The 18,786-nt window shown below is 71.9% G+C and carries 21 protein-coding genes; 9 read left to right on the forward strand and 12 right to left on the reverse strand.

Translation table 11 applies throughout. The features are described 5' to 3' along the window. Positions 1-146 precede the first annotated feature (146 nt). Both ACRYM0_RS06950 and ACRYM0_RS06955 read right to left on the reverse strand, forming a co-directional pair. Positions 147-881: a GAF and ANTAR domain-containing protein gene (locus ACRYM0_RS06950; RefSeq protein WP_432503411.1), complete on the reverse strand. Its 735-nt coding sequence runs from the start codon at positions 879-881 to the stop codon at positions 147-149. Positions 882-1,026: 145 nt separating this feature from the next. Next, entirely contained in the window at positions 1,027-2,334 is a 1,308-nt protein-coding gene (locus tag ACRYM0_RS06955; protein WP_432503414.1) for a PP2C family protein-serine/threonine phosphatase, read from the reverse strand. 271 nt (positions 2,335-2,605) lie between these two features. Between ACRYM0_RS06955 and ACRYM0_RS06960 the strand changes: the two genes are divergently transcribed. The 3 genes from ACRYM0_RS06960 (at position 2,606) to ACRYM0_RS06970 (ending at position 5,351) form a co-directional block, all read left to right on the forward strand. Then, positions 2,606-4,075 carry a PP2C family protein-serine/threonine phosphatase gene (locus tag ACRYM0_RS06960; RefSeq protein ID WP_432503417.1) on the forward strand — a complete coding sequence of 490 codons (1,470 nt, stop codon included), beginning with the start codon at positions 2,606-2,608 and terminating at the stop codon, positions 4,073-4,075. 230 nt (positions 4,076-4,305) lie between these two features. After that, positions 4,306-4,836: a hypothetical protein gene (locus ACRYM0_RS06965; RefSeq protein ID WP_432503419.1), complete on the forward strand. Its 531-nt coding sequence runs from the start codon at positions 4,306-4,308 to the stop codon at positions 4,834-4,836. Positions 4,837-4,847: 11 nt separating this feature from the next. Then, positions 4,848-5,351 (forward strand): ATP-binding protein, encoded by a 504-nt coding sequence (locus ACRYM0_RS06970; protein WP_432503421.1) that lies wholly within the window; start codon positions 4,848-4,850, stop codon positions 5,349-5,351. 154 nt (positions 5,352-5,505) lie between these two features. Here ACRYM0_RS06970 and ACRYM0_RS06975 read toward each other — a convergent pair whose 3' ends face one another. Beyond that, positions 5,506-5,730: a DUF4287 domain-containing protein gene (locus ACRYM0_RS06975; protein ID WP_432503423.1), complete on the reverse strand. Its 225-nt coding sequence runs from the start codon at positions 5,728-5,730 to the stop codon at positions 5,506-5,508. Positions 5,731-6,161: 431 nt separating this feature from the next. On the opposite strand from ACRYM0_RS06975, the gene ACRYM0_RS06980 reads away from it, so the two are divergent. Then, entirely contained in the window at positions 6,162-6,962 is an 801-nt protein-coding gene (locus ACRYM0_RS06980; protein ID WP_432503426.1) for an alpha/beta fold hydrolase, read from the forward strand. A gap of 232 nt (positions 6,963-7,194) precedes the next feature. On the opposite strand, the gene ACRYM0_RS06985 is transcribed toward ACRYM0_RS06980, so the two are convergent. Both ACRYM0_RS06985 and ACRYM0_RS06990 read right to left on the reverse strand, forming a co-directional pair. Then, positions 7,195-7,836 (reverse strand): recombinase family protein, encoded by a 642-nt coding sequence (locus tag ACRYM0_RS06985; protein WP_432503428.1) that lies wholly within the window; start codon positions 7,834-7,836, stop codon positions 7,195-7,197. Positions 7,837-8,086: 250 nt separating this feature from the next. Then, entirely contained in the window at positions 8,087-8,977 is an 891-nt protein-coding gene (locus ACRYM0_RS06990) for a MerR family transcriptional regulator (protein ID WP_432503430.1), read from the reverse strand. A gap of 92 nt (positions 8,978-9,069) precedes the next feature. Here ACRYM0_RS06990 and ACRYM0_RS06995 point away from each other — a divergent pair, with 92 nt between their 5' ends. From ACRYM0_RS06995 to ACRYM0_RS07005, 3 genes are all read left to right on the forward strand, one after another. Next, positions 9,070-9,441: a hypothetical protein gene (locus ACRYM0_RS06995; protein ID WP_432503432.1), complete on the forward strand. Its 372-nt coding sequence runs from the start codon at positions 9,070-9,072 to the stop codon at positions 9,439-9,441. A gap of 167 nt (positions 9,442-9,608) precedes the next feature. Beyond that, positions 9,609-10,172: a recombinase family protein gene (locus tag ACRYM0_RS07000; protein WP_432503503.1), complete on the forward strand. Its 564-nt coding sequence runs from the start codon at positions 9,609-9,611 to the stop codon at positions 10,170-10,172. A gap of 118 nt (positions 10,173-10,290) precedes the next feature. Next, complete coding sequence (locus tag ACRYM0_RS07005) at positions 10,291-10,686, forward strand: ATP-binding protein (RefSeq protein WP_432503435.1); 396 nt, start codon at positions 10,291-10,293, stop codon at positions 10,684-10,686. 252 nt (positions 10,687-10,938) lie between these two features. Here ACRYM0_RS07005 and ACRYM0_RS07010 read toward each other — a convergent pair whose 3' ends face one another. From ACRYM0_RS07010 to ACRYM0_RS07040, 7 genes are all read right to left on the reverse strand, one after another. Next, the gene (locus tag ACRYM0_RS07010) at positions 10,939-11,676 is read right to left on the reverse strand and encodes a GAF and ANTAR domain-containing protein (protein WP_432503438.1); all 738 of its coding nucleotides are present in this window, start codon (positions 11,674-11,676) and stop codon (positions 10,939-10,941) included. A 270-nt stretch (positions 11,677-11,946) separates the two neighbouring features. Beyond that, complete coding sequence (locus ACRYM0_RS07015) at positions 11,947-12,873, reverse strand: F510_1955 family glycosylhydrolase (protein ID WP_432503441.1); 927 nt, start codon at positions 12,871-12,873, stop codon at positions 11,947-11,949. 176 nt (positions 12,874-13,049) lie between these two features. Continuing rightward, a complete protein-coding gene (locus tag ACRYM0_RS07020) occupies positions 13,050-13,697 on the reverse strand; it encodes a DUF4396 domain-containing protein (protein WP_432503444.1) in 648 nt (215 codons plus the stop codon). Between the two features lie 49 nt (positions 13,698-13,746). Beyond that, positions 13,747-14,130, reverse strand: a complete 384-nt coding sequence (locus tag ACRYM0_RS07025) for a cation transporter (RefSeq protein WP_432503446.1) — start codon at positions 14,128-14,130, stop codon at positions 13,747-13,749. A 342-nt stretch (positions 14,131-14,472) separates the two neighbouring features. Next, positions 14,473-15,090 (reverse strand): DUF305 domain-containing protein, encoded by a 618-nt coding sequence (locus ACRYM0_RS07030; RefSeq protein ID WP_432503449.1) that lies wholly within the window; start codon positions 15,088-15,090, stop codon positions 14,473-14,475. 248 nt (positions 15,091-15,338) lie between these two features. After that, complete coding sequence (locus ACRYM0_RS07035) at positions 15,339-15,869, reverse strand: hypothetical protein (protein ID WP_432503451.1); 531 nt, start codon at positions 15,867-15,869, stop codon at positions 15,339-15,341. Between the two features lie 5 nt (positions 15,870-15,874). After that, positions 15,875-17,077 (reverse strand): relaxase/mobilization nuclease domain-containing protein, encoded by a 1,203-nt coding sequence (locus ACRYM0_RS07040; RefSeq protein ID WP_432503453.1) that lies wholly within the window; start codon positions 17,075-17,077, stop codon positions 15,875-15,877. A 77-nt stretch (positions 17,078-17,154) separates the two neighbouring features. Here ACRYM0_RS07040 and ACRYM0_RS07045 point away from each other — a divergent pair, with 77 nt between their 5' ends. Both ACRYM0_RS07045 and ACRYM0_RS07050 read left to right on the forward strand, forming a co-directional pair. Further along, positions 17,155-17,562 (forward strand): YchJ family protein, encoded by a 408-nt coding sequence (locus tag ACRYM0_RS07045; protein ID WP_432503456.1) that lies wholly within the window; start codon positions 17,155-17,157, stop codon positions 17,560-17,562. A 65-nt stretch (positions 17,563-17,627) separates the two neighbouring features. Further along, on the forward strand, positions 17,628-18,761 hold the full coding sequence (locus ACRYM0_RS07050) for a baeRF2 domain-containing protein (RefSeq protein WP_432503458.1): 1,134 nt from the start codon (positions 17,628-17,630) through the stop codon (positions 18,759-18,761). Positions 18,762-18,786: the final 25 nt, after the last annotated feature.

Below are 18,786 nucleotides of genomic sequence, written 5' to 3' on the forward strand. Positions count from 1 at the left end.
GTGACCTGTCCTCGGCGCTGACGTGCAGCTGCACGGGTGCAGCTGCTTCAGCCGCTCACAGCGGCGGGTCACTCACAGCGGCGGGTGCAGGACACGTGCCACTTTCCCCGCTTCGGCCTCACCGGCCCGAGCTCACCGGCCCGACCTCACCGGCCTAGTCGGCCGGTGGCGGCCAGCTCCTCGGCGATCTCGCGCAGCTTGCGGTTGCTGTCCTGGCTGACGCGGGTCAACAGCGCAAACGCCTGATCGGCGGTGATCTTGTAGCGCTCCATGAGGATGCCCTTGGCCTGCCCGATCACATCGCGGCCGGCCATCGCGGTGCGCACGTGGACCAGCTGCTCGGCATCGGCCAGCGCGATGGCCGCGTGCGTGGCGAACGGAAGTCCGATCTCCTCAGCCTCGTCGTCGAAGGCGTCCGGGCGAGCGGAGATGAGGTTCAAGGCGCCGAGGTTGTCGCCGGCGACGAACAGCTGGAAGCACAGCATGCTGCGCACGTTCGCGTGCGCGGTGTGCTCGGCCAGTAGCGGCCAGCGCGTCTCGGTGGCCAGGTCGCGCACCCGGGTGGTCTGCTGCGTGTACAGGGTGTCCAGGCAGGGTCCTTGACCGGTCTGTTCCTGCAGCTCGTCCAGCCGCTGGGCCCGCTTGCTGCTGGCGGCCTGGGAGAAGACGTGCCGGCGCCCGTTCACCCGGGTGATCGTGGCGTCTTCCGCCCCGGGCACCAGCGCCACCGCGGCGAGCACGATGCGCTCCATCACCGCTTGCGGGTCCTCCTGCCGCTGCAGCTCGCGCGCCATGTCCGCCAGCGCGTTCACCAGGTCCAGCGGGGCAGCGCCGGCTGCGTCCTCACGGCCATTGCGCCGGTGCTCGGCTGCTGCGCCCATGTGCCTCACGTTCCTTCACGCTGCCAGAGCTGGTCCTCCCGCTCTCCGGCCGCTACCGGTGGCGCCACGCTAACCGGCTCACTCAGCCGCCCCGTGCGCAGCACAAGCCTGCAGCAGGCGGCTGGTCGCTCAGCGCCGGGGGAGGTCAGCGTCGGGGGAGGTGGTGACCGTGCTCGTCGTGAGGGGAGAGCTGCTGCGCGGCGATGCTGCCGGTGGCCGAGGAGATCGCGGCGTGCTCCTTGCCGCTGGCCCACTGGGCGATCAGCACGGTGGCGTCGTCTTGCAGGACGCCGTTCTGGTGCTCCAGCACCGCGTGCACGATGCGGCGCAGCGTCTCGGGCGCGGCCAGCCCCGCTGCCGCTGAGCGGGCCAGCTGGTCGATCAGCCGCTCCAAGCCGTAGAAGTCCCCCTCGGGACTGCGGGCTTCGGGGATGCCGTCGGTGTAGAAGACGACCTGGTCACCGGGCTGCAGCCACTCCTCACCGACGCTGGCTTCGCCCTCGCCCAGGCCGAACATGATGCGGTGCCCGCTCCTGAGCTCCTTGACGACCTTGCCCTCGCGCATCAGCAGTGGAGGCTCGTGCCCGGCGTTGAGGTAGCGCAACCGCCCGCTGGGCAGGTCCAGCTCGGCCAGGACCCCGGTGGCGAAGCGTTCGCCGTTGCCGTGGGCGCCGATGTGCTCATCCAGGGTGCGGGCGCTGTCGTACAGGCCGTGGCCCTGCCGGCGGCTGTTGCGGTAAGCGGCCAGCGCGATCGCCGCCAGCACGGTGCCGTTCAGGTCGTGGCCGGTGGCATCGAAGATGGCCAGGTGCGCGGTCTCGTCCAGCACGCTGTAGTCGAAGGCGTCGGCGGCCACGTCGTAGGCCGGCTCCAGCAACCCGGAGACCACCAGGCCCTCGCAGCCGAACGTCAACGGCGGCAGCAGCCGCCACAGCAGCTCCGAAGCCACCGAACGGGCCTTGCGGTGCCGGATGCGGGTCAGGCCCTCGCCGTAGGGGCCCTTGGCCACGACCAGGTGCCCGGCCAGGTGGGCCAGCAGCCGGCAACGCTGGATGCAGAGCGCATCGTCCAGGTCGGTGCCCTCGGGGAAGCTCACCTCCAGCACGCCTAGGCGGTCCACCCCGTCGAGCACCGGCAGCCACACGCCCTGTTCACGTGCCTGCCCATGTCCGGTGGACCACGGCATCGGCTCCACGGTGCGAAAGCAGCGCCCCGCCAGCGTGGTGTCCACCCCCTGCACGCGGCGCCCGGACACCCCGACCGCTGAGGCAGGCACCAGCACGCGCTGCTCGTAGTCGACGAGGTAGAGCACCGCGCTCCAGCCCAGCTGGGCTGCGGCCTGCATCAAGGCATCGGGCAGCTGACCGGGTGTCATCAGGTGCACACGATCCAGCAGGGTGCTGATCGCGGCCAGCGTCCGCGTGTCCTCGTGCGGGTCCTCGGGTGGCGCCACTGCCGTGACGCTAGGCCATCGAGGCCACGGTGATCCTCCTCCTGTCCAGACAGCTGTCGCACACGCGGAGATCAACATGACCGCGAAGTCGACTGCTCGACCAGTCCACCGGTGGAGCAGCCGCCTATCTCAGAAGCGACCGATTGCACGACAGCGGTTGGGCGGGGCCCGCCGGAGAGGACGCGGTCGATGAAGCGCAGCCCCGGCGGGTGGGGAGACCAGACCTCGTGGAGGTGAACTGTGCGGATCACCTCTGGCCTAAGGTCAGGCGGTGACCTCGATCGACCGTGGCTTGGTGCGGGCCATCGCCGAGGCGGCTGGTGCGCTGCGGGCCGGCGACAGCGTGCAGCACGTGCTGCAGGAGCTGGTCGGCCTCGCTGTGGCCAGGGTGCCCGGCTGTGAGCACGCCGCGGTCTCGATCGCGGGCGAGGGCGCCGTCACCACTGCCGCTGCCAGCGACGAGGTGGCCCGCTCGCTGGAACGCATCCAGCACCAGGTCGGGCGGGGACCGTCCCTGGTTGCCCAACTGGATGCCACCCAGGACGCCGCACCGGGCGCTGCACGGGATGCCGCAGGGGATGTGGAGCTCTTCGTCACCGGTGAGCTGGCCGGTGACGAGCGCTGGCCGGACTTCAGCAAGCGCGCCACCGAGATCGGGGTGCGCAGCGTGCTGTCCTTCCGCCTGTCCCCGACCCCGGGCACGCTGGGGGTGTTGAGCTTGTACTCGCGCCTGCCGCACGCGTTCAACCCCGACAGCCAGATCGTGGGGAGCGTCTTGGCCGCCCACGCCGCTTTGGCGCTGAGGACCGCGCCCGAGCACGGCAGGGCTCTCCTGCGGCAGGACGCGCCGCACCTTCGCCGCAGCCGAACCCAGCAGCCGGACCGTGACCAAGCCCCTGAGCAGGCCCCTGAGCAGGCCCCTGAGCAGGCCCGTGAGCGGGCCCGTGAGCACGTTGACCAAGGTGAGCTCGCTCTGGCTCTGCAACGCAGCATGATCACCGACTTGCCTCAACCGGATCACTTGCAGTTGGCAGCGGTGTACCGGCCCGCAGCCGAAGGGCATGAGGTCGGCGGTGACTTCTACGACGCCTTCACCGACGGTGAGGGTGCGACGTGCCTGGTCATCGGCGACGTCGTCGGTCACGACATGCACGCCGCAGCGGTCATGGGCGCGGTCCGCAACGTCTTGCGCGGCATCGCCTACGACCGGGCCGGATCACCGGCGCAGGTCCTGGCGCGCCTGGACGCCGCGGTGCACGGGCTGGGCATGCAGGCCATGACGACGCTGGTGCTGGCGCGCGTGGAGCAGACCCAGACCGAGCGCGCCGCTGGTCTGCGCCGGCTGCGCTGGTCCAACGCCGGTCACCCCCCACCGCTGCTGGTGCACCCCGACGGGCGTGCGCAGCTGCTGCGGACCACACCCGATGTCCTCATCGGCGTCGCCGCCGGGCTGGCGCGCAGCGACCACGAGGTCCTCCTGCAGCCCGGTGCGACGCTGCTGCTGTTCACCGACGGCCTGATCGAGCGGCGCGGGGAGCACCTGACCCACAGCCTGGACCACCTGGTCACCACGGTGCAGGAGATCGCCCGCACCGACGCCCCGTTGCAGGCACTGCTGGACGAGCTGCAGCGCCGCTACCTCGACGACGCCCTCGCTGTCGAGGACGACACCGCGATCCTGGGGATCCGCATGCACCCCGAAGACCGACCCCGACCCCCGGAAGCCGGCCCCGCCAGCTGAAGCCGGCCCTGCCAGGCCAGCACTGACTAGCACTGCAGCGCCAGGCTGAACTTGCCACCACCGCATGCGCCACCACCGCATGCCACCACCGCCCAGCGCTTGGCACCCCCGCCCACCGCTGCCCGCTCAGGTCTGCGGGACCCGCGCCACCGACAATGTCGGTGATCTTGAACGGTTGCTGTGGTGCCCCCGACCGGGCGGTCGAACCGCCAGCGTGCAAGGCTCCGTGAGTGGGCGAGGGCAGCGAGATGAGCGAGGTGCACCTGTTGAAGATGCCGTTGGCGTTGCGCGAGGCGCTCAACGAGCACGCTCAGGAGCTGCTGCGGGAACTGGCGCTGGTGCAGATCGGAGCCGGACACGACGGCGCGCCCGCGCTGCCGCAACGGCTGCTGCAGGTCGCCGAGGAGCTGGAGAGCAGCTACGCACCCTTCCAGCAGCAGCCGGTGGCGGCCCTGGACGCCGCCGCACGCGCCGGGCAGGACTTCGCCGACGTCACCTACACCCTGCCCGCGCAGGCGGCTGCCTTCGCCCAGCGCGTCTTGGACGTGCTGGAGGAGGCCGACGACTTCTGCCGTGAGCAGCAGCTGCTCACCCTGCCCGCCTCGGCGCAGCTGGTGGCCTACCGCCGGTGGCTGTTCGGGCAGTTCATCCACCAGCTCTCCGGTGCGCCACCGCAGCCGTGGACCGACACCCCTGCCGGCATGCACAAGCACCCGGAGCAGCAAGTGAGTCGGCAAGCGGCAGAGGCACTCGAGCTGTGACTTCGGGCGGCATGCACGAAGAGAGCACGCGCGAGGAGAGCACGCGCGAGGAGAGCACGTGCGAGGGCAGCAGGGTGGCTCAGCCGCTGGTGCTGGATCCGCTGGCCAGCACCGTGGCCGCAGCACGCAGCTACGTGCGCCAGATGCTGCGCCAGGTAGGCGCTGAAGAGCTGGAGGAGTCCGCGGAGCTGGGCGTCTCGGAGCTGGTGACCAATGCCCTGCTGCACGCGCGCACCGCCTTCAGCGTCCAGGTGTGCGTGATGGACTCGGGCCGGGTACGCATCGGCGTGAGCGACGCCTCCGCCGCCTCCCTGCGGCTGCGGCGCATGGGCCAAGAAGTCACCACCGGCCGGGGCCTGCGGCTGCTGGAGTCGATCTCCAGCGACTGGGGCGTGGACCCGCTGCCCACGGAACAGGGCAGCGGCAAGACGGTGTGGTTCGAACCGAAAGAGGTGATGACCAGCGCCGGCTTCGTAGCCGACGACTGGGCTGAGCAGGTGCAAGGACTGCTGTAGCCCCTTTGACGCACGGGTCGGCTGGCACAGCAGTGTCGTCGTCGTCCCACACGTCTCGGAAGTGATCGGTTGCGAGACGACAGCCCCGCCCGCACGGCGGCGCGAGCGTGACGACGCTCCGGCGCGCCGGGCAGCGCCGCGGAGCCTCGGTGGATCAGGCGCGCCCGTCCTCAGCCGAGGCGGCGGCCACCAGCGCATTGGCGTGCCCGTGGCCCGTGCCGTGCTCGCTCTCGAGCCAGGCGACCAGCTCCATGTGCCGGGCGCCGGGCTGCTGGGCGCGGTGCTCGCGCAGCAGCTGCTGCCAGTGCGCGACCGGGTGCCCGTACTTGGCCTCGATCGCGGGGAAGTAGGACGCCGGTCCCTTGGTGGTCCGGGGCATTGAGCTCTCCCACCGCTGGTGCTGGGTGTCGTCAACGACCTGGGTGTCGTCGATGGTGTGGACCGTCCGGTGCCCGTGCGTTCACCGCTCTCCAACACAGGGGCGCAGTCGCCGGCCACTCGTGACCGCGTGATGGGGACTCGCTGCCGCAGGAGCGACCGTTCGTGAGACGGCGGTCGTGCCCCGGCGCACGATGAGCGTGGGGCCGTCCGCAGCCCTCACGGCGCGGTGGGCCACCGCGGCTCTGGGCCGCTACCTGACCTCCTGACCTCCTGACCTGCTCGCGCCTTCGCCCGAGGCGGTGGGGGCTCGCCGAGCGGGCGGTGCTCGATGGGGACGGGGCCGCGAGAGCGATGAGTCCTGCAGGTCGCGGGTGTCGCAGCAGGTGGATGTCGCAACAGCTGATGGCCCCTACCGCTGAGGAGCAGAGCATGAAGACCACGACCGCGCAGGACGGCACCACGCTGGCGTACGAGCAGGTCGGCGAAGGCCCGGCGCTGGTGTTCGTCCCCGGTGCGTTCAACCTGCGCGACACGTGCGCGCCGATCGCGGCACAGCTGGCCGACGCGTACACCTGCTTCACCTACGACCGCCGTGCCCGCGGGGAGAGCTCGAACACCCCGCCGTACGCGATCGAGCGGGAGGTCGAGGACCTGCGGGCGCTGCTCGAGGTGGCCGGTGGCCGGGCCGCCGTCTTCGGCTACTCCTCCGGAGCGGTCCTGGCCCTGCGTGCCGCGGCGGACGGCCTGCCCATCAACCGGCTGTTCCTGTACGAGCCGCCCTTCCGCTTCGAGGACGAAGCCGCGACGGCCCCACCGCCTGCAGCGCCTGCGGCCGACCTGCCCGAGCGGCTGCAGCGGATGGTGGACGAGGGCCGCACCGCCGAGGTGGTCAGCACCTTCCAGCTCGAAGGCATCGGCTTGCCGCCGCAGGTGGTGGAGGGCATCCAGCGCTCAGCGCTCTTCCCTCGACTGCAGGCCATCGCGCAGTCGGTGGTCCACGACGCCACGATCACCGCGGTGCTGCCCGTGCCGACGCCGGCGATGGCCGCGGTGCAGGTGCCGACCCTCGTGCTGCGCGGGGCCAGGACGTGGCCACTGCTGGCCACCGCGGCGCAGCGCTTGGCCGCACTGCTGCCGAACGCGGAGCTGCACGTCCTGCTCGGTGCTGCCGACCACGGCCTCGAGCCGGTCTCGACGGCTGCCGCGATCCGTCGGATCGGCTGCCCGTGAGGCCGGCTGATCGATCGGTGCTCGCCGCGTTGCGGTGGTAGCGGCGCTGCTGCACGCCACGGTCGTAACCGGTCGAGCCGCGCGAGGGGTGCGCCCGCGCCGCCGGCGACCCGCTCATCGGCGTGCGCGTGCGATCACTGTTCGACCGATCCGTCTCACGAGCGACCGGTTGTGAGACGCAGCGGAGGAGCGGCTCGAGCGAAGTCGCAGTGCCTGGCGCGGTCCGGCGGAGCTACATGTCTCCGGTGGTGGGAGTGGCGAGGGCAGCTGATGGCGTCGCTGCTCCCGGCTCGCCCGAGCGCTGCGTGGCGCGTTGCATGGCGCGGTAGACGGTGGAACGGCCGACCTTGAACAGCTCGGCGAGCTCACCGGGGGAGTGCTCACCACTGGCGTGCAGGGCGACGAGGTGGGCTTCCTGGCGGGGGCTGAGCTTGGGCTGCTTGCCCCTCAGCCGGCCCTTGGCCTTGGCCACGGCCAGGCCCTCGCGGGTGCGCATCCGGATCAGGTCGGACTCGAACTCCGCGACCATGGCCAGCACATTGAACAGCAGCCGCCCCACGGGGTCGGTGGGGTCGTGGCGGGCACCGCCTAGGTCGAGGGCGACCTGGCGTTCGGTGAGCTCGGCGAGGATGTCGCGGGCATCGGGCAGGGAGCGGGCCAGGCGGTCGAGCTTGGTGACGACCAGGGTGTCGCCGGCGCGGCAGGCGGCCATCGCCTCACGCAGGCCGGGTCGTGCGCGGTTGGTGCCAGTCAGGCCGTGGTCGACGTAGATGCGGTCCGCCTCGACGCCGAGACGGAGCAGGGCTTCGCGTTGGGCGGTGAGGTCCTGCCCGGTGGTGGAGACCCGGGCGTAGCCGATCTTCAGTCCCGCCATGCCTGAAGTGTGCCGTATGACGTGCCTGTGCGGGACTTTTCACCGGACGGGTCTTACGGGACTGTCAGGTTGACGGCGGTGAGCCGAATCGTTGGCAGAGCCACGGTCCGGATTCGCGGTCCCGTAAGACGATCGACTGCGGGACGGTGAGGCGCGCCAGGATGAGTTCCTGCTGGTCGGGTCTCCGGCCGAGCGCCTATCCGGAAGCAGCTGAGCGGTGGCAGCTGCCTCAGACCGGGCCGATCGGTGGCTACAGCCCTGCTGGTGGGCGGGCGTCGAAGACGCTGATCGGGGCGGGACCGTCGAGCAGGGAGGCGCCGCGGACGAGTTGACGTGGGGTGGCCTGGATCGCTGTGAGCTGGTGCTGCTGGAGGTGGTGCTCGAAGGCGAGGAGGTGCAGGTAGCCGAGGGCCGCTTCCTCGACGGGACCAGGGTCGTCCGGACCGGCGCTGGTGAACGTGATCTCGAGGCGACGAGGCAGGGTGCCGGCGGTCGCGGTCACCTCGCGCCCGGTGCGTGACCGCACGTGGGCCTGCACCAGCTCTGGGGTCGGCGGCTTGCGGTGCGGTGACGCAGGTCGGGCGATGAGCATCCGCCCGCCTCCGTTCCGGGTGGCCTCGGGCACGGCGGTCCAGACGATGTCCGAAGGGGGCGCACCGACGTCGCTCAGCAGCTCTTCGAAGGCCCGGTCGACCGCGGGCGCATCGATCGCGAGCCCGCTGAAGGCCTCGACACGACCATCGATGTCGTCGGGGATGCCGAGATCGATCACGACGCCGATCCACTCCAGCGCCGGCGCCGGGCTGTGGTGGGCGACGAAGTCGTCGGGGTCGAAGGCGGCGATCCTCTCCGCCACGTCGAGGTAGAAGTCCTCGATGAGTCGCTGAGAAGCGACCGCCTGTCGCCGACCCTCGAAGTCGAAGTCGTCGGCCTTCGCCAGCTCCACCATCGGAACCTGAGCTCGCCGCAGCAGGTGGAGGGAGATGCCGTGCCGCACCTGAGCACGGTCGTAGGCGCGGTACGCGTTGACCGGATCCACCCACGCCGGCGACAGGATCCCGCGGTCGGCGTACAAGCGCAGCGCCTTCGGCGTCAGACCGGTGAGCGCCTCGAACTCGCCGGCGCTCAGCTTCTCGTCCATCGTGCTCTCCCTCACGCGTGCCGAACGGTCGTGGGACGAGCATCGACGTCGCCCCTGGGGCGAGGTCAACCCGCACGCTCAGCAGCGCATTCGTGTCCGCGGACGAAGAGGGACTGTTGCACGAACAGGTGACGACCAGCCCGCGGCGCTGCGTCCGGTTGAGGTTCCACCTGCGGCGCGGCAAAGAAGGCGCCGTTGTCGGTTATGGCGCCTACCTTGCCCGCATGACCAAGTTCGAGATGGACGAGAAGGCGTTGCAGCGTGCGGCGGGCGACGCCGTGAAGCGAACCGTGAAGGTGATCGATCAGGACATGTCCCCATACCGGGGTCGCGGTGCCGATCAGGTTAAGCCAGCTCTGGAGAGGAGCATGCGGCGACACGGGATCACGCCTGATCCCCGTAGCACCGACTTCCAGAGCATGGTCGAGGTGATTTCGACAGGGGGGCACCTGGTCTGGGGCTGACCGGTTCTGAGACATCGCGGGGGAGAGGCCGCCACGCCACGACACGCCGTCTCAGAACCCGTGTCCACAACTTCTGTCTCACCAGCGGCGTGTGGGCGCTTTCTGAGACGGTCCCGACCGTGTCCGCCCCCGCCTCACGCCCAGAGCCCAGCCGCCGCCCCGGCCACCTGCTCGGCTACGCGCGCGTCTCCACCACCGCCCAGGACCCCGCCCTGCAGCACGACGCCCTGGCCGCCGCCGGCTGCTACCGGGTCTGGACCGACACCGCCTCCGGCGCCTTGGCCGCCCGACCCGCCTTGGGCGATGTCCTGGCCCGCCTCGGGCCCGGCGACGTCCTGGTCGTCTGGCGCCTGGACCGCCTGGCCCGATCCCTGCGCCACCTCCTCCAGCTCATCGATGAGCTGGACGGCAGGGGAGTGGGCTTCCGGTCCTTGAGCGAGTCCATCGACACCACCACCGCCACCGGACGCCTGGTGCTGCACCTCTTCGGGGCGCTGGGGGAGTTCGAGCGCGACCTGCTGCGTGAGCGCACCACCGCCGGCCTGGAAGCGGCCGCCGCCCGCGGGCGGCGCGGAGGACGCCCGGCGGTGATGACCCCGGCGAAGCTGGCCGCCGCCCGCGGCCTGCTCGCCGAAGGGCGCACCACCCGTGAGGCCGCTGAAGCCGTGGGCGTCTCGCGTGCCACGCTGTACCGGGCGCTGAGCGCCAACGAGCTGGCTGATCAACGATGAGGATCGGCACGGGGCGGGGTGCCTGCATCGGCGTGATCAGAGCGCGCCGCGCCGGGTGGCACCCGGAAGGTGTCGGGTACCACAGCACGCCAACCCCGCACTCAGGAAGAGATCCACCGTGAGTCCTGACCCAGATGCCGCAGACAAGGTCTACCTGAAGCTGGCCCCTGATGCCGACGCGTTCGCACAGGCTCGACGCTTCCTCAGCCTGTACGCCCGGCAGAGCGGCATGCAGGAAGAGCGCGCTGACGACCTGGTGCAGGCAGCAGCGGAGTTGATGGCCGTCGGTGGGCGCGTGCACCAGGTCTTGGCCCTAGCGGTGCACGAGCACCCCGACCGGCTCACCGTCCTGGTCGACCTGGCCGGGCCGGTGAGCGTCGACGTGGCCGACGAGGCAGTCGTGCTGCTGAACGAGTTGAGCCGGCAGTGGGGCTGGCACCAGCTGCCGGGGTGCACGCAGGTGTGGTGCGAGGTGCCGAAGCACGAGGTGGCAAAGCACGAGCCGACGTCGTGAGCGCACCGCGCAGCGCGTGGACACACGGCACCGCCCCCCAGCTGCGGTGATCTTCGCGCTTGGCGGAGTACGAGCGGGGTAGGGGCACAAGGACTAGCGGCACCGGGCACGTCTTCTCGGTACCAGCTCATCGCGACGCTCACTCGCACGCCCGCCGTCGCGGCAGCCGAGCACACCTCACCGAGGAGCCCTGCGGAAGGTGTCAGCGCCCGGCTACGGCGGCACTCACTGACGGTGCTCACTGCACGGTGCTCACTGGCGCAACTGGCCGGTCGCGGCGAGCTCGTCGGCGACCTCGCGCAGCTTGCGGTTGCGCTCCTGGCTGACGCGCGTCAGCAGCGCGAACGCCTGATCAGCGGTGATCTTGAAGCGCTCCATGAGGATGCCCTTGGCCTGCCCGATCACGTCGCGGCTGGCGATGGCGACCTGCAGGTTGTTCACCTGCTCGGTGGCGGCCAGCGCGGTTGCGGCGTGCGCGACGAAGAGCTGCCCGACCTCCGCGGACTCCTCATCGAAGGCGTGCGGTGCCGCCGCGAGCAGGTCCAGCGCGCCGAGGTTGTTGCCGGCGACGTACAGGCGCAGGCACAGCATGCTGCGCAGACCCACCTCACCGGCGCGCCCGGCCAGCTGCGGCCAGCGCGCATCGGTGCTCAGGTCATCCACCCGGACCACCTCCTGCGCGAAGAGCGTGTCCAGGCAGGGACCTTCACCGATCTGATCCTGCAGCGCGTCCAGGCCCCGGCCGCGCTCATCAGTGGCGGCCGCGGAGGTCACGTGCTGACCGCGCACCCGGGTGAGGGTGGCGTCCTCAGCGCCGGGCACCAGCGCGGCTGCTGCGGCCACGATGCGCTCCATCACCGCTTGAGGGTCTTCATGCCCGTGCAGCTCTTGCGCCAGGTCCGCCAACTGCCGCCCGAGCCCGCTGGTGGGCTCGACGTACTGAGCCGAAGGCTGATCGCCCTGCCCTGATTTTTGATCTTCCTCGCGCATGGGTCCATCTTGGTCAAGCAACATCACTGCACCACAACCAGCCCTCACCGGTCAGACACGGCCCTCCAGGCTCTCCCGCACCGGAACGGTCCTTACCGTTCGACCTGGGGAGGCGACGAGGGGCGATCGCTGAGGTGCTTGTGGGGTCGCTCGGCACGGGCGCCGCGGGACGGCTCGACCCGAACCGCCCCTTTTTAACGGTCCTGGCCGACGCCAGCGGCGCCGAGGACGAGTGACCGGTGCGACACGTCCTCGTCCCCGTCGTCTTCCTCAGGCGGGGAGCGGGGTGAAGCTCACCCCGTCGTCGCGGGAGTCGTGGACGCCTGCGTCGGTGACCACCAGCAGGCGCGCTGTGCCGTCGGGCTGCAGGTCGGCGCCCACCGCCTGCGGTGCTCCCGGGACCCGCCCCCGTGTGCTCCACGTCGCGCCGGCGTCGGTGCTCAGCGCCACCGTCCCGTCCGGGCTCACCCCTACGACGGTGGTGCCACCGGCGAAGTCCACCAGCTGCAGCAGCGGCGCCTCCTCGATCGCCGACCAGGTGCGCCCGGCGTCGGTGGAGCGGACCGGGCCGGTCTCGCTGGTTCCGATCAGCACGGCCCCGTCGGGGGAGGCGGCCAGGTCGTGCGGTTCGACGGGAGCGTCCAGGACGTGCCACGTCGTCCCGTCCGGGCTCGAGCGCAGAGCGCCGTCGAAGCCGACGACGCCGGCGTCGGAGGCTGCCAGGGCGTGGAAGTCCGAGTGCCCCTGCCGTGAGAGCACCTGCCAGGTGCGCCCGCCGTCGGTGGACTCGATCAGACCCACCGGATCGGGCAGGTCCACGCCGGGACCGGGGTGGCCCGAGGCGTAGAAGTGGTCCGGGCCTGCGACGGTGAAGCCCATCAGGTCGATGACGGGCCCCACTCGCACCGGGCCGGTCTCCTCGTAGCGGAAGAGCCCGTCGTGGGTGGCCAGGTGCACCCGGCCGTCGGCGGGGTCGACGGCCACGCCGTGCACGTGAGCACTGGGCAAGGCGGTGGCAGCAGCGGCGGCAGCGGCGTGCCCACCCTCACCGCGTTCACTGTCACTGCGCTCAGAGTCACCGCCGCGGTGCTGCACGGCTGCGGGTTCGGCACCGGCGCAACCGGCCAGCAGGACCGCGGCGCTGAGCGCGGCGGTCCGCAGCAGGGGCCGGCCTCGCCCGCTGGGGTGTGCGGTCATCGATCCTCCTCGGCTCGGAGCGCGCCGACCTCGGTCGGTGCCGCGACGGCACCGGCGAGTCGGGCTGGGGTGAGGCAGACAGCACCGGACCCAGCACCACCGGACCCAGCACCAGCGGACTCGGCGTCGCCGGGACCGGTGGTGCCGGGTCGTGCGCTGGTACTGCTCAGTGCTGCCTAGTGGTGGTAGGCGTGGACCACGGCGTGGCCCTTGCCGCGGGAGATCATCCACCGGTTGACCGGCGTGGTGATCACGAAGGCCAGGGCCAGGGCGCCGGCCAGGGAGGCCCAGAAGACCCAGCTGGCCACGCCGGCGTGCATGGCGCCGGGGATGGCCAGCATGGCGGTGTTGTCGATGACCTCCATGACGGCGATGGAGACGGTGTCGGCGGCCAGGGCGACCTTCAGCGCGGTGCGGAAGTCCACGCCGGCCTTGAGCACCCCCCGCACGGTCAGCGCGTAGCCGAAGACGAAGGCGAGGGCGACCGCCAGGGCGATGGTGGCCACCGCGCCCCAGCCCAGCGCGGTGCCGATGACCATGCCCAGGACCTCGCCGACGGCGCAGCCGGTCAGGCAGTGCAGCGTGGCCTGGGCGGCCATCGCCCACGACGTCGCACCACGGGACGAACCGTGCCCCGAGCCGTGCCCCGAGCCGTGCCCCGAGCCGTGCTCCACGTGGGTGCTGTGCCCGGCGCGGGCTTCCCGACCGGCGCCGGTGCGGTGGACGCTGAGGCCGTCCACCTGCTGGTGCTGAGCGGCCGGTGAGCCGGCGGTGTGCGGACCGGTGTGCGGACCGGTGTGCGGACCGGTGTGGTCGTGGGACATCACGGCCTCCTCGAGGGCGTCGAGACGGTGGCGAAGGTCAGCGGTGGAGTCAGCGGGGCGGAGCAGCCAGCGCGTAGCCGGCTTCGTCGACGGCGGCGGCCACGGCCGCCTGCTCCAGCGGGGCGGTGGCGGTGATGGTCACCGTCGAGGTGCCGCCGGCGACGAGGTCGACCTCGACGTCGGTGACACCGGCCAGGGCGCTGAGCTCCCCGCGCACGGCGGCCACGCAGTGGCCGCAGGTCATCCCGGAGACGCCGTAGACCGCACTCACCTCCCGGGACCCGGGGTCCTGGCCGGTGACCGGGCTGCCGAGCACCGGACTGGCGATGGCCGGGCTGGCGGTCGTGTCGGCTGCATCCTGGGCCGGGGCGCAGCAGGCGCACCCGGTGCTGGTCTGGACGGGTCCGTCGGTCAGGGCGATGTCCTGGATCACGGCTTCTCCTTGGAGGCGGGGCGGGGAAAGCTCCGAGGGCTGCTGCAGGCGCATGCCCGGGGCAGCCCCCGTGCCGGATGCGGCACCTTCCTGCAAGCAGGTACCCCCCGGGGGTATTCCGGCGGGAGGGGTCGGCAGGTCTGCCGCAGGACGGGCGGCACGCCGAAGGGGCCCTGCCTCTCGCCCTCTTCGACATCTGCCGGCTTGTGCTGGTCCTCGCCGGCACCGTCGGCCCGACCGGTCGTGCGGGTGGGGCCGACGGTGCTCGCCGTGGATGCCGTCGTGGGTGCTGCCGGCAACCGGTGCCGGCGCTCAGCGACGATCAGGCACTACTGGGTGGGCTCAGCCCATCGCTGCCAGCATCTGCTTCATCTGGTCGATCTCGGCGTTCTGCGAGATCACGATGGAGTCGGCCAACTCCAGCGCCTGGGTGTTCAGGCCGTACTGCTGTTCGATCTCGGCCATGCGCACCGCGCCGGCGTGGTGCTCGATCATCAACTGCAAGAACATGCGGTCGAAGTCGGCGCCGGTGGCGTTGTGCAGCTGCGTCATCTGCTCCTCGCTCATCATCCCGGCCATCGAGTGGTCCATGCCGTCCATGCCGTCCATGCCGCCACTCATGTCGCCGCTCGTGTCACCGCTCACGGAGGAGCCCGCTTCGACCGGCTCGCCCCAGGTCTGCAGCCAGGACGTCATCTGCTCGATCTCCGGCTGCTGAGTGGCCTCGATGGCCGCAGCCAGCGTCTTGACCTCCTGGTCGGAGGCTTGGGTGGTGGCCATCTGCGCCATCTCGATCGCGCCTTGGTGGTGCACGAGCATCATCTGGGCGAACATCACGTCCTGGTCGTTGTGCTCGGCCTCGACCGCGGTGCTCGAGCCGGTCGTGGCACTGGCCGGGGTGCTGGCTGTGGAGCTCGGCGAGGCTTCGGCCGAGGAGGCGCCCATGGCGGAGTGGTCCATCGATCCAGCGTCCTGGCCACCGCAGGCGGTCAAGGTCAGTGACAAGGCCCCGGCCGCGGCCAGGACACCGAAACGCCGCCACGCAGGGGGGCTGGTCCGGGTGGGAACCACGGCAGCGAGGTGGGTGGACACAAAGGTGGTACGCACGCGAAAGCTCCTTGCACGAGGTGGGGTTCAGGCATGACGAAGCAGCACCGCGAGCCGCTGATGCGTCGATCGCATCGAGCAGCCGGGCGCGTTCGCTCGGTCTAAACCCGGATCACGCAAAGACTGATGCGTGGCCATCGCCACGGCGGTGGGCCACGCCAGGGCGTGAGCGTGAGCAGCGCACGCCGCCACGCGGGCAGCAGCCAGTACGAGCGGCGCAGCGCGCAGCGAGCTGCCCAGGCCACCAGCACCAGCAGCATCGCGATGCCGGCACTGAGGAACAGCACGCAGTCGAGCATCCCGTGGTGGTCGTGGTGATCGTCAACCGCTTGCACGCCGGCGTGCACGGCGCCGGCGAAGGTGGGCGCACCAGCGCGCGAGGAGCTTTGGTGAGGCGCCGCGGACGCTGCCTCGTGACCGGCTGAGGAGCCGGATCCGCCAGCCGTACCGGCAGCAGGATCTGCTGCGGCTGCAACCACCGTGGGCCTCGATGTCTCGTGGACCGCGGCGTGGTGCTGGCTGACCGCGGCGGCCAGCACGTGCATGGAGCACAAACCCACCACGACGGCCACGACGAGCAGCACGCGCAGCAGGACCGGGCGGGTCCTGACGTCTCTGCGCGCCTGCTGCACGTCAGTCAGGCTAAGAGCGGTCGAAGCCTGCAGCGCGCCCGGCATCGCGCGGGGAGTCGTTGGCCGTGCGGTTCGGGCTCGCCTGCGCGGCCCGGGTGGTTGCCTTCGCCGCGGCCTGCTGCGCCCGGCCCGGGGTGCGGCCCTGGCGGCCCTGGTGCTCCAGGGCGTCCTGGTGCATCCGGCGCAGGAAGTCCACCTGCTTCTCCAGCTGCCCGCGCTGGGCGATGGCCGCACCGGCCGCCTCGCCGTCGCTGCGCCCACCACGCGTCGTCGCCGCTCACCCGCGTGGCGACCACCGTCGGCAGCGCGTCCAGACGCTGCGCAGCCTGCTGTGCCTCGGCCTCGGCCTGCGCCTGCTCCACGCGCCGCTCGTGCCGGGCGCGGGACTCCAGCGCCTTCTTCGGCACCTGCACCGCTGGCGCCGCCACGGGCGTCTGAAGCACCGGGGCGACCTTCGACCACGACAGGGCACGGTCCAGCTGCGAGGCGCGGAACCACACCGCCTCCCCCTGCGCATCGGTGTGCCCGGGCAGGGTGAAGGAGTACCCGCTGACCCGCCCGCTGCCCGCGACGTTGGCGCGGTAGCCCACCCCCGCGCGCTCCAGCGCGGCCTCGAAACCCTCGCGCCCCGCACCTGCTGCGGCCTCGACGGCGGCGCGTACCCGCTCGGCCAGCTGCACCCGCTCCGGGGCCGCCCCGGTGCGCTGCCCGCGCCGCCACTCCCCCGCGCTCAGCTGGTGATCCGCGACTCGCTGCGTCTCCTTCGTGGACGTCCGCGGCGCCACGCTCAGCCCGTACATCTGCTCCAGCTGCGCGCACGCCGCCTGCGCCTGGCGGTAGTCCTGCCGGGCGTGCCAGACCCGCCCGTCGAAGCCCACCCGCGAGACCGCCAGGTGCACGTGGTCGGCACCGTGGCGCACCACCACCCACGGCTGCGTCGCACGCTCCTGCCACGGCACGTCCGAGCCGATGCGGTCCACGAAGCCCATCGCCTCGGCGAACACCGCCGCCGCCTGCGCCCACTCATCATCGGTGAGCGTGCGGTCGCCTGGTGCGCAGCGCAGCGAGGCGTGCCAGATCGGGCGGGTGATGTCCGCCCTGGTGCGGGCTCCGTCGGTCAGGATCCACGCCCACGTGGTGCCGTCCCGGCTGCCGTCCAGGCACACGTTGCCGCCGATGACCGCACCCCCGGAGCGCCCGGCGTACACGTGCTCCTCCTGGGTGCCCGGCCCGTGCAGGTACGCGGCCAGGTCCCCGGGGCAGGAGGGAGTGGCAGGGTGGGCACGTGCGCGAGATCGACGACCTGGCACCCTGCCCGTGCGGGTGGGGCGAGCCGTACGAGGCGTGCTGCGGGCGGTTCCACGCCGGCGAGCACGCCCCCACCGCCGAGGCCCTGATGCGCTCGCGCTACACCGCCTTCATCCGCGAGGACGCCGCGCACCTGCTGCGCACGTGGGACCCCGCCACCCGCCCGGCCGACCTGGACGTGACCGGCAGCGGCGGGCGCTGGCGTCGCCTGCTCGTGCTCGCCACCACCGGCGGCGGTCCCTTCGACGACACCGGCACCGTGGAGTTCGAGGCCCACGCCCGCGACGGCGGCCGGCGCGACGTGCAGCACGAGGTCTCCGCGTTCCGTCGCGACGGCGGGCGCTGGACGTACACCGGGCCCGTGGGCGGCGTGTCGCGGGGTTGACGCTCGCCACGCTGGGTAAGAGCCGAGAACACGTCCTGTCGAAGCTCGCTGAGGAGGACTCGTCCGTGAAGCTGGACTGGCTCAAGCCCGTCGCCACCGATCCCGGCCCGCACGTCTGCGTCTACGTCGACGTCTCCCGCAACCGGGAGAAGGGCGAGCACGAGATGGAGGTGCGCTGGAAGGACGCCCGCGAGGCGCTCGCCGGGCAGGGCGCCCCCGAACCGGCGCTGGCGGCCCTGGACGGGATCGCCACGACGCCGGCCGAGGTCGGCGGGCCGGTCGGCCGGGCGCTCATCGCCTCTGCGGACGGCATCGAGATCGACGTGCTGCTGCCGGACCCGCCCGCCCAGGACGAGGCCACGACCGGCCCGGTGGCGAACCTCATGCCGCTGGTGCGCTCCCTGGCCGACGACGTGCGCTACGTGCTGGTGGAGCTGGACCGCGCAGGCGCCGACATCACCGTCACCAGCTCCGACGCCCCCCGCGGCAGCGCGGAGGTCCGCGAGGTCACCGCCGGGCACGACCTGCTGCACAAGATCCCCGGCGGGGGCTGGGCGCACCTGCGCTACCAGCACGCCGTGCAGGACTCCTGGGACCACAACGCCGCCGCCGTCGCCGAGGAGCTGCACACGATCGTGCGTCAGCAGCACCCCGAAGTGGTGCTGCTGACCGGTGACACCAAGGCTGCGGCCGCGTTGCGCGGCAAGGCCGCCAAGCAGGTGCTGGAGCTGCTCGTCGACGTTCCCGGCGGCAGCCGGCACGCCGGCGTGAACGAGGAGTCGTTCAACGCCGCCGTCGCCGAGGCGCTGGAGGAGGTCCGCCGCCGCCGCCGCGACGCCGTCGTCGACGAGTTCGAGCAGGAGGTCGGCCGCGGCGGTCGCGCGGTGAAGGGCCTGGCGCCGGTGGTGGACGCGCTGCGCCGCGGCCAGGTGCGCACCGTGCTGCTGCGCGACGACCCGAACCCCGGCGAGGACTCCAAGACCCTCTGGGTCGGTGCGTCCCCGCTGGAGATCGGGACCTCCGCGGACGAGGTGCGCGCGCTGGGCGCCACCGACCCGGTCGAGGTGCGCGCGGACGCCGCGGTCGTGCGGGCGCTGGCGGCCTCGGACGCCGAGATCGAGCTGGTCGCCGAGCGCCCCGACCTCGTCGAGGGCATCGGCGCGGTGCTGCGGTACGCGGACGCCTCCACCCCGGCCTGAGCGGACGGTCGCGAGGGCGACGATC

The organism is Kineococcus arenarius subsp. arenarius, from assembly GCF_050871845.1.
Classification (GTDB): Bacteria; Actinomycetota; Actinomycetes; order Actinomycetales; family Kineococcaceae; genus Kineococcus.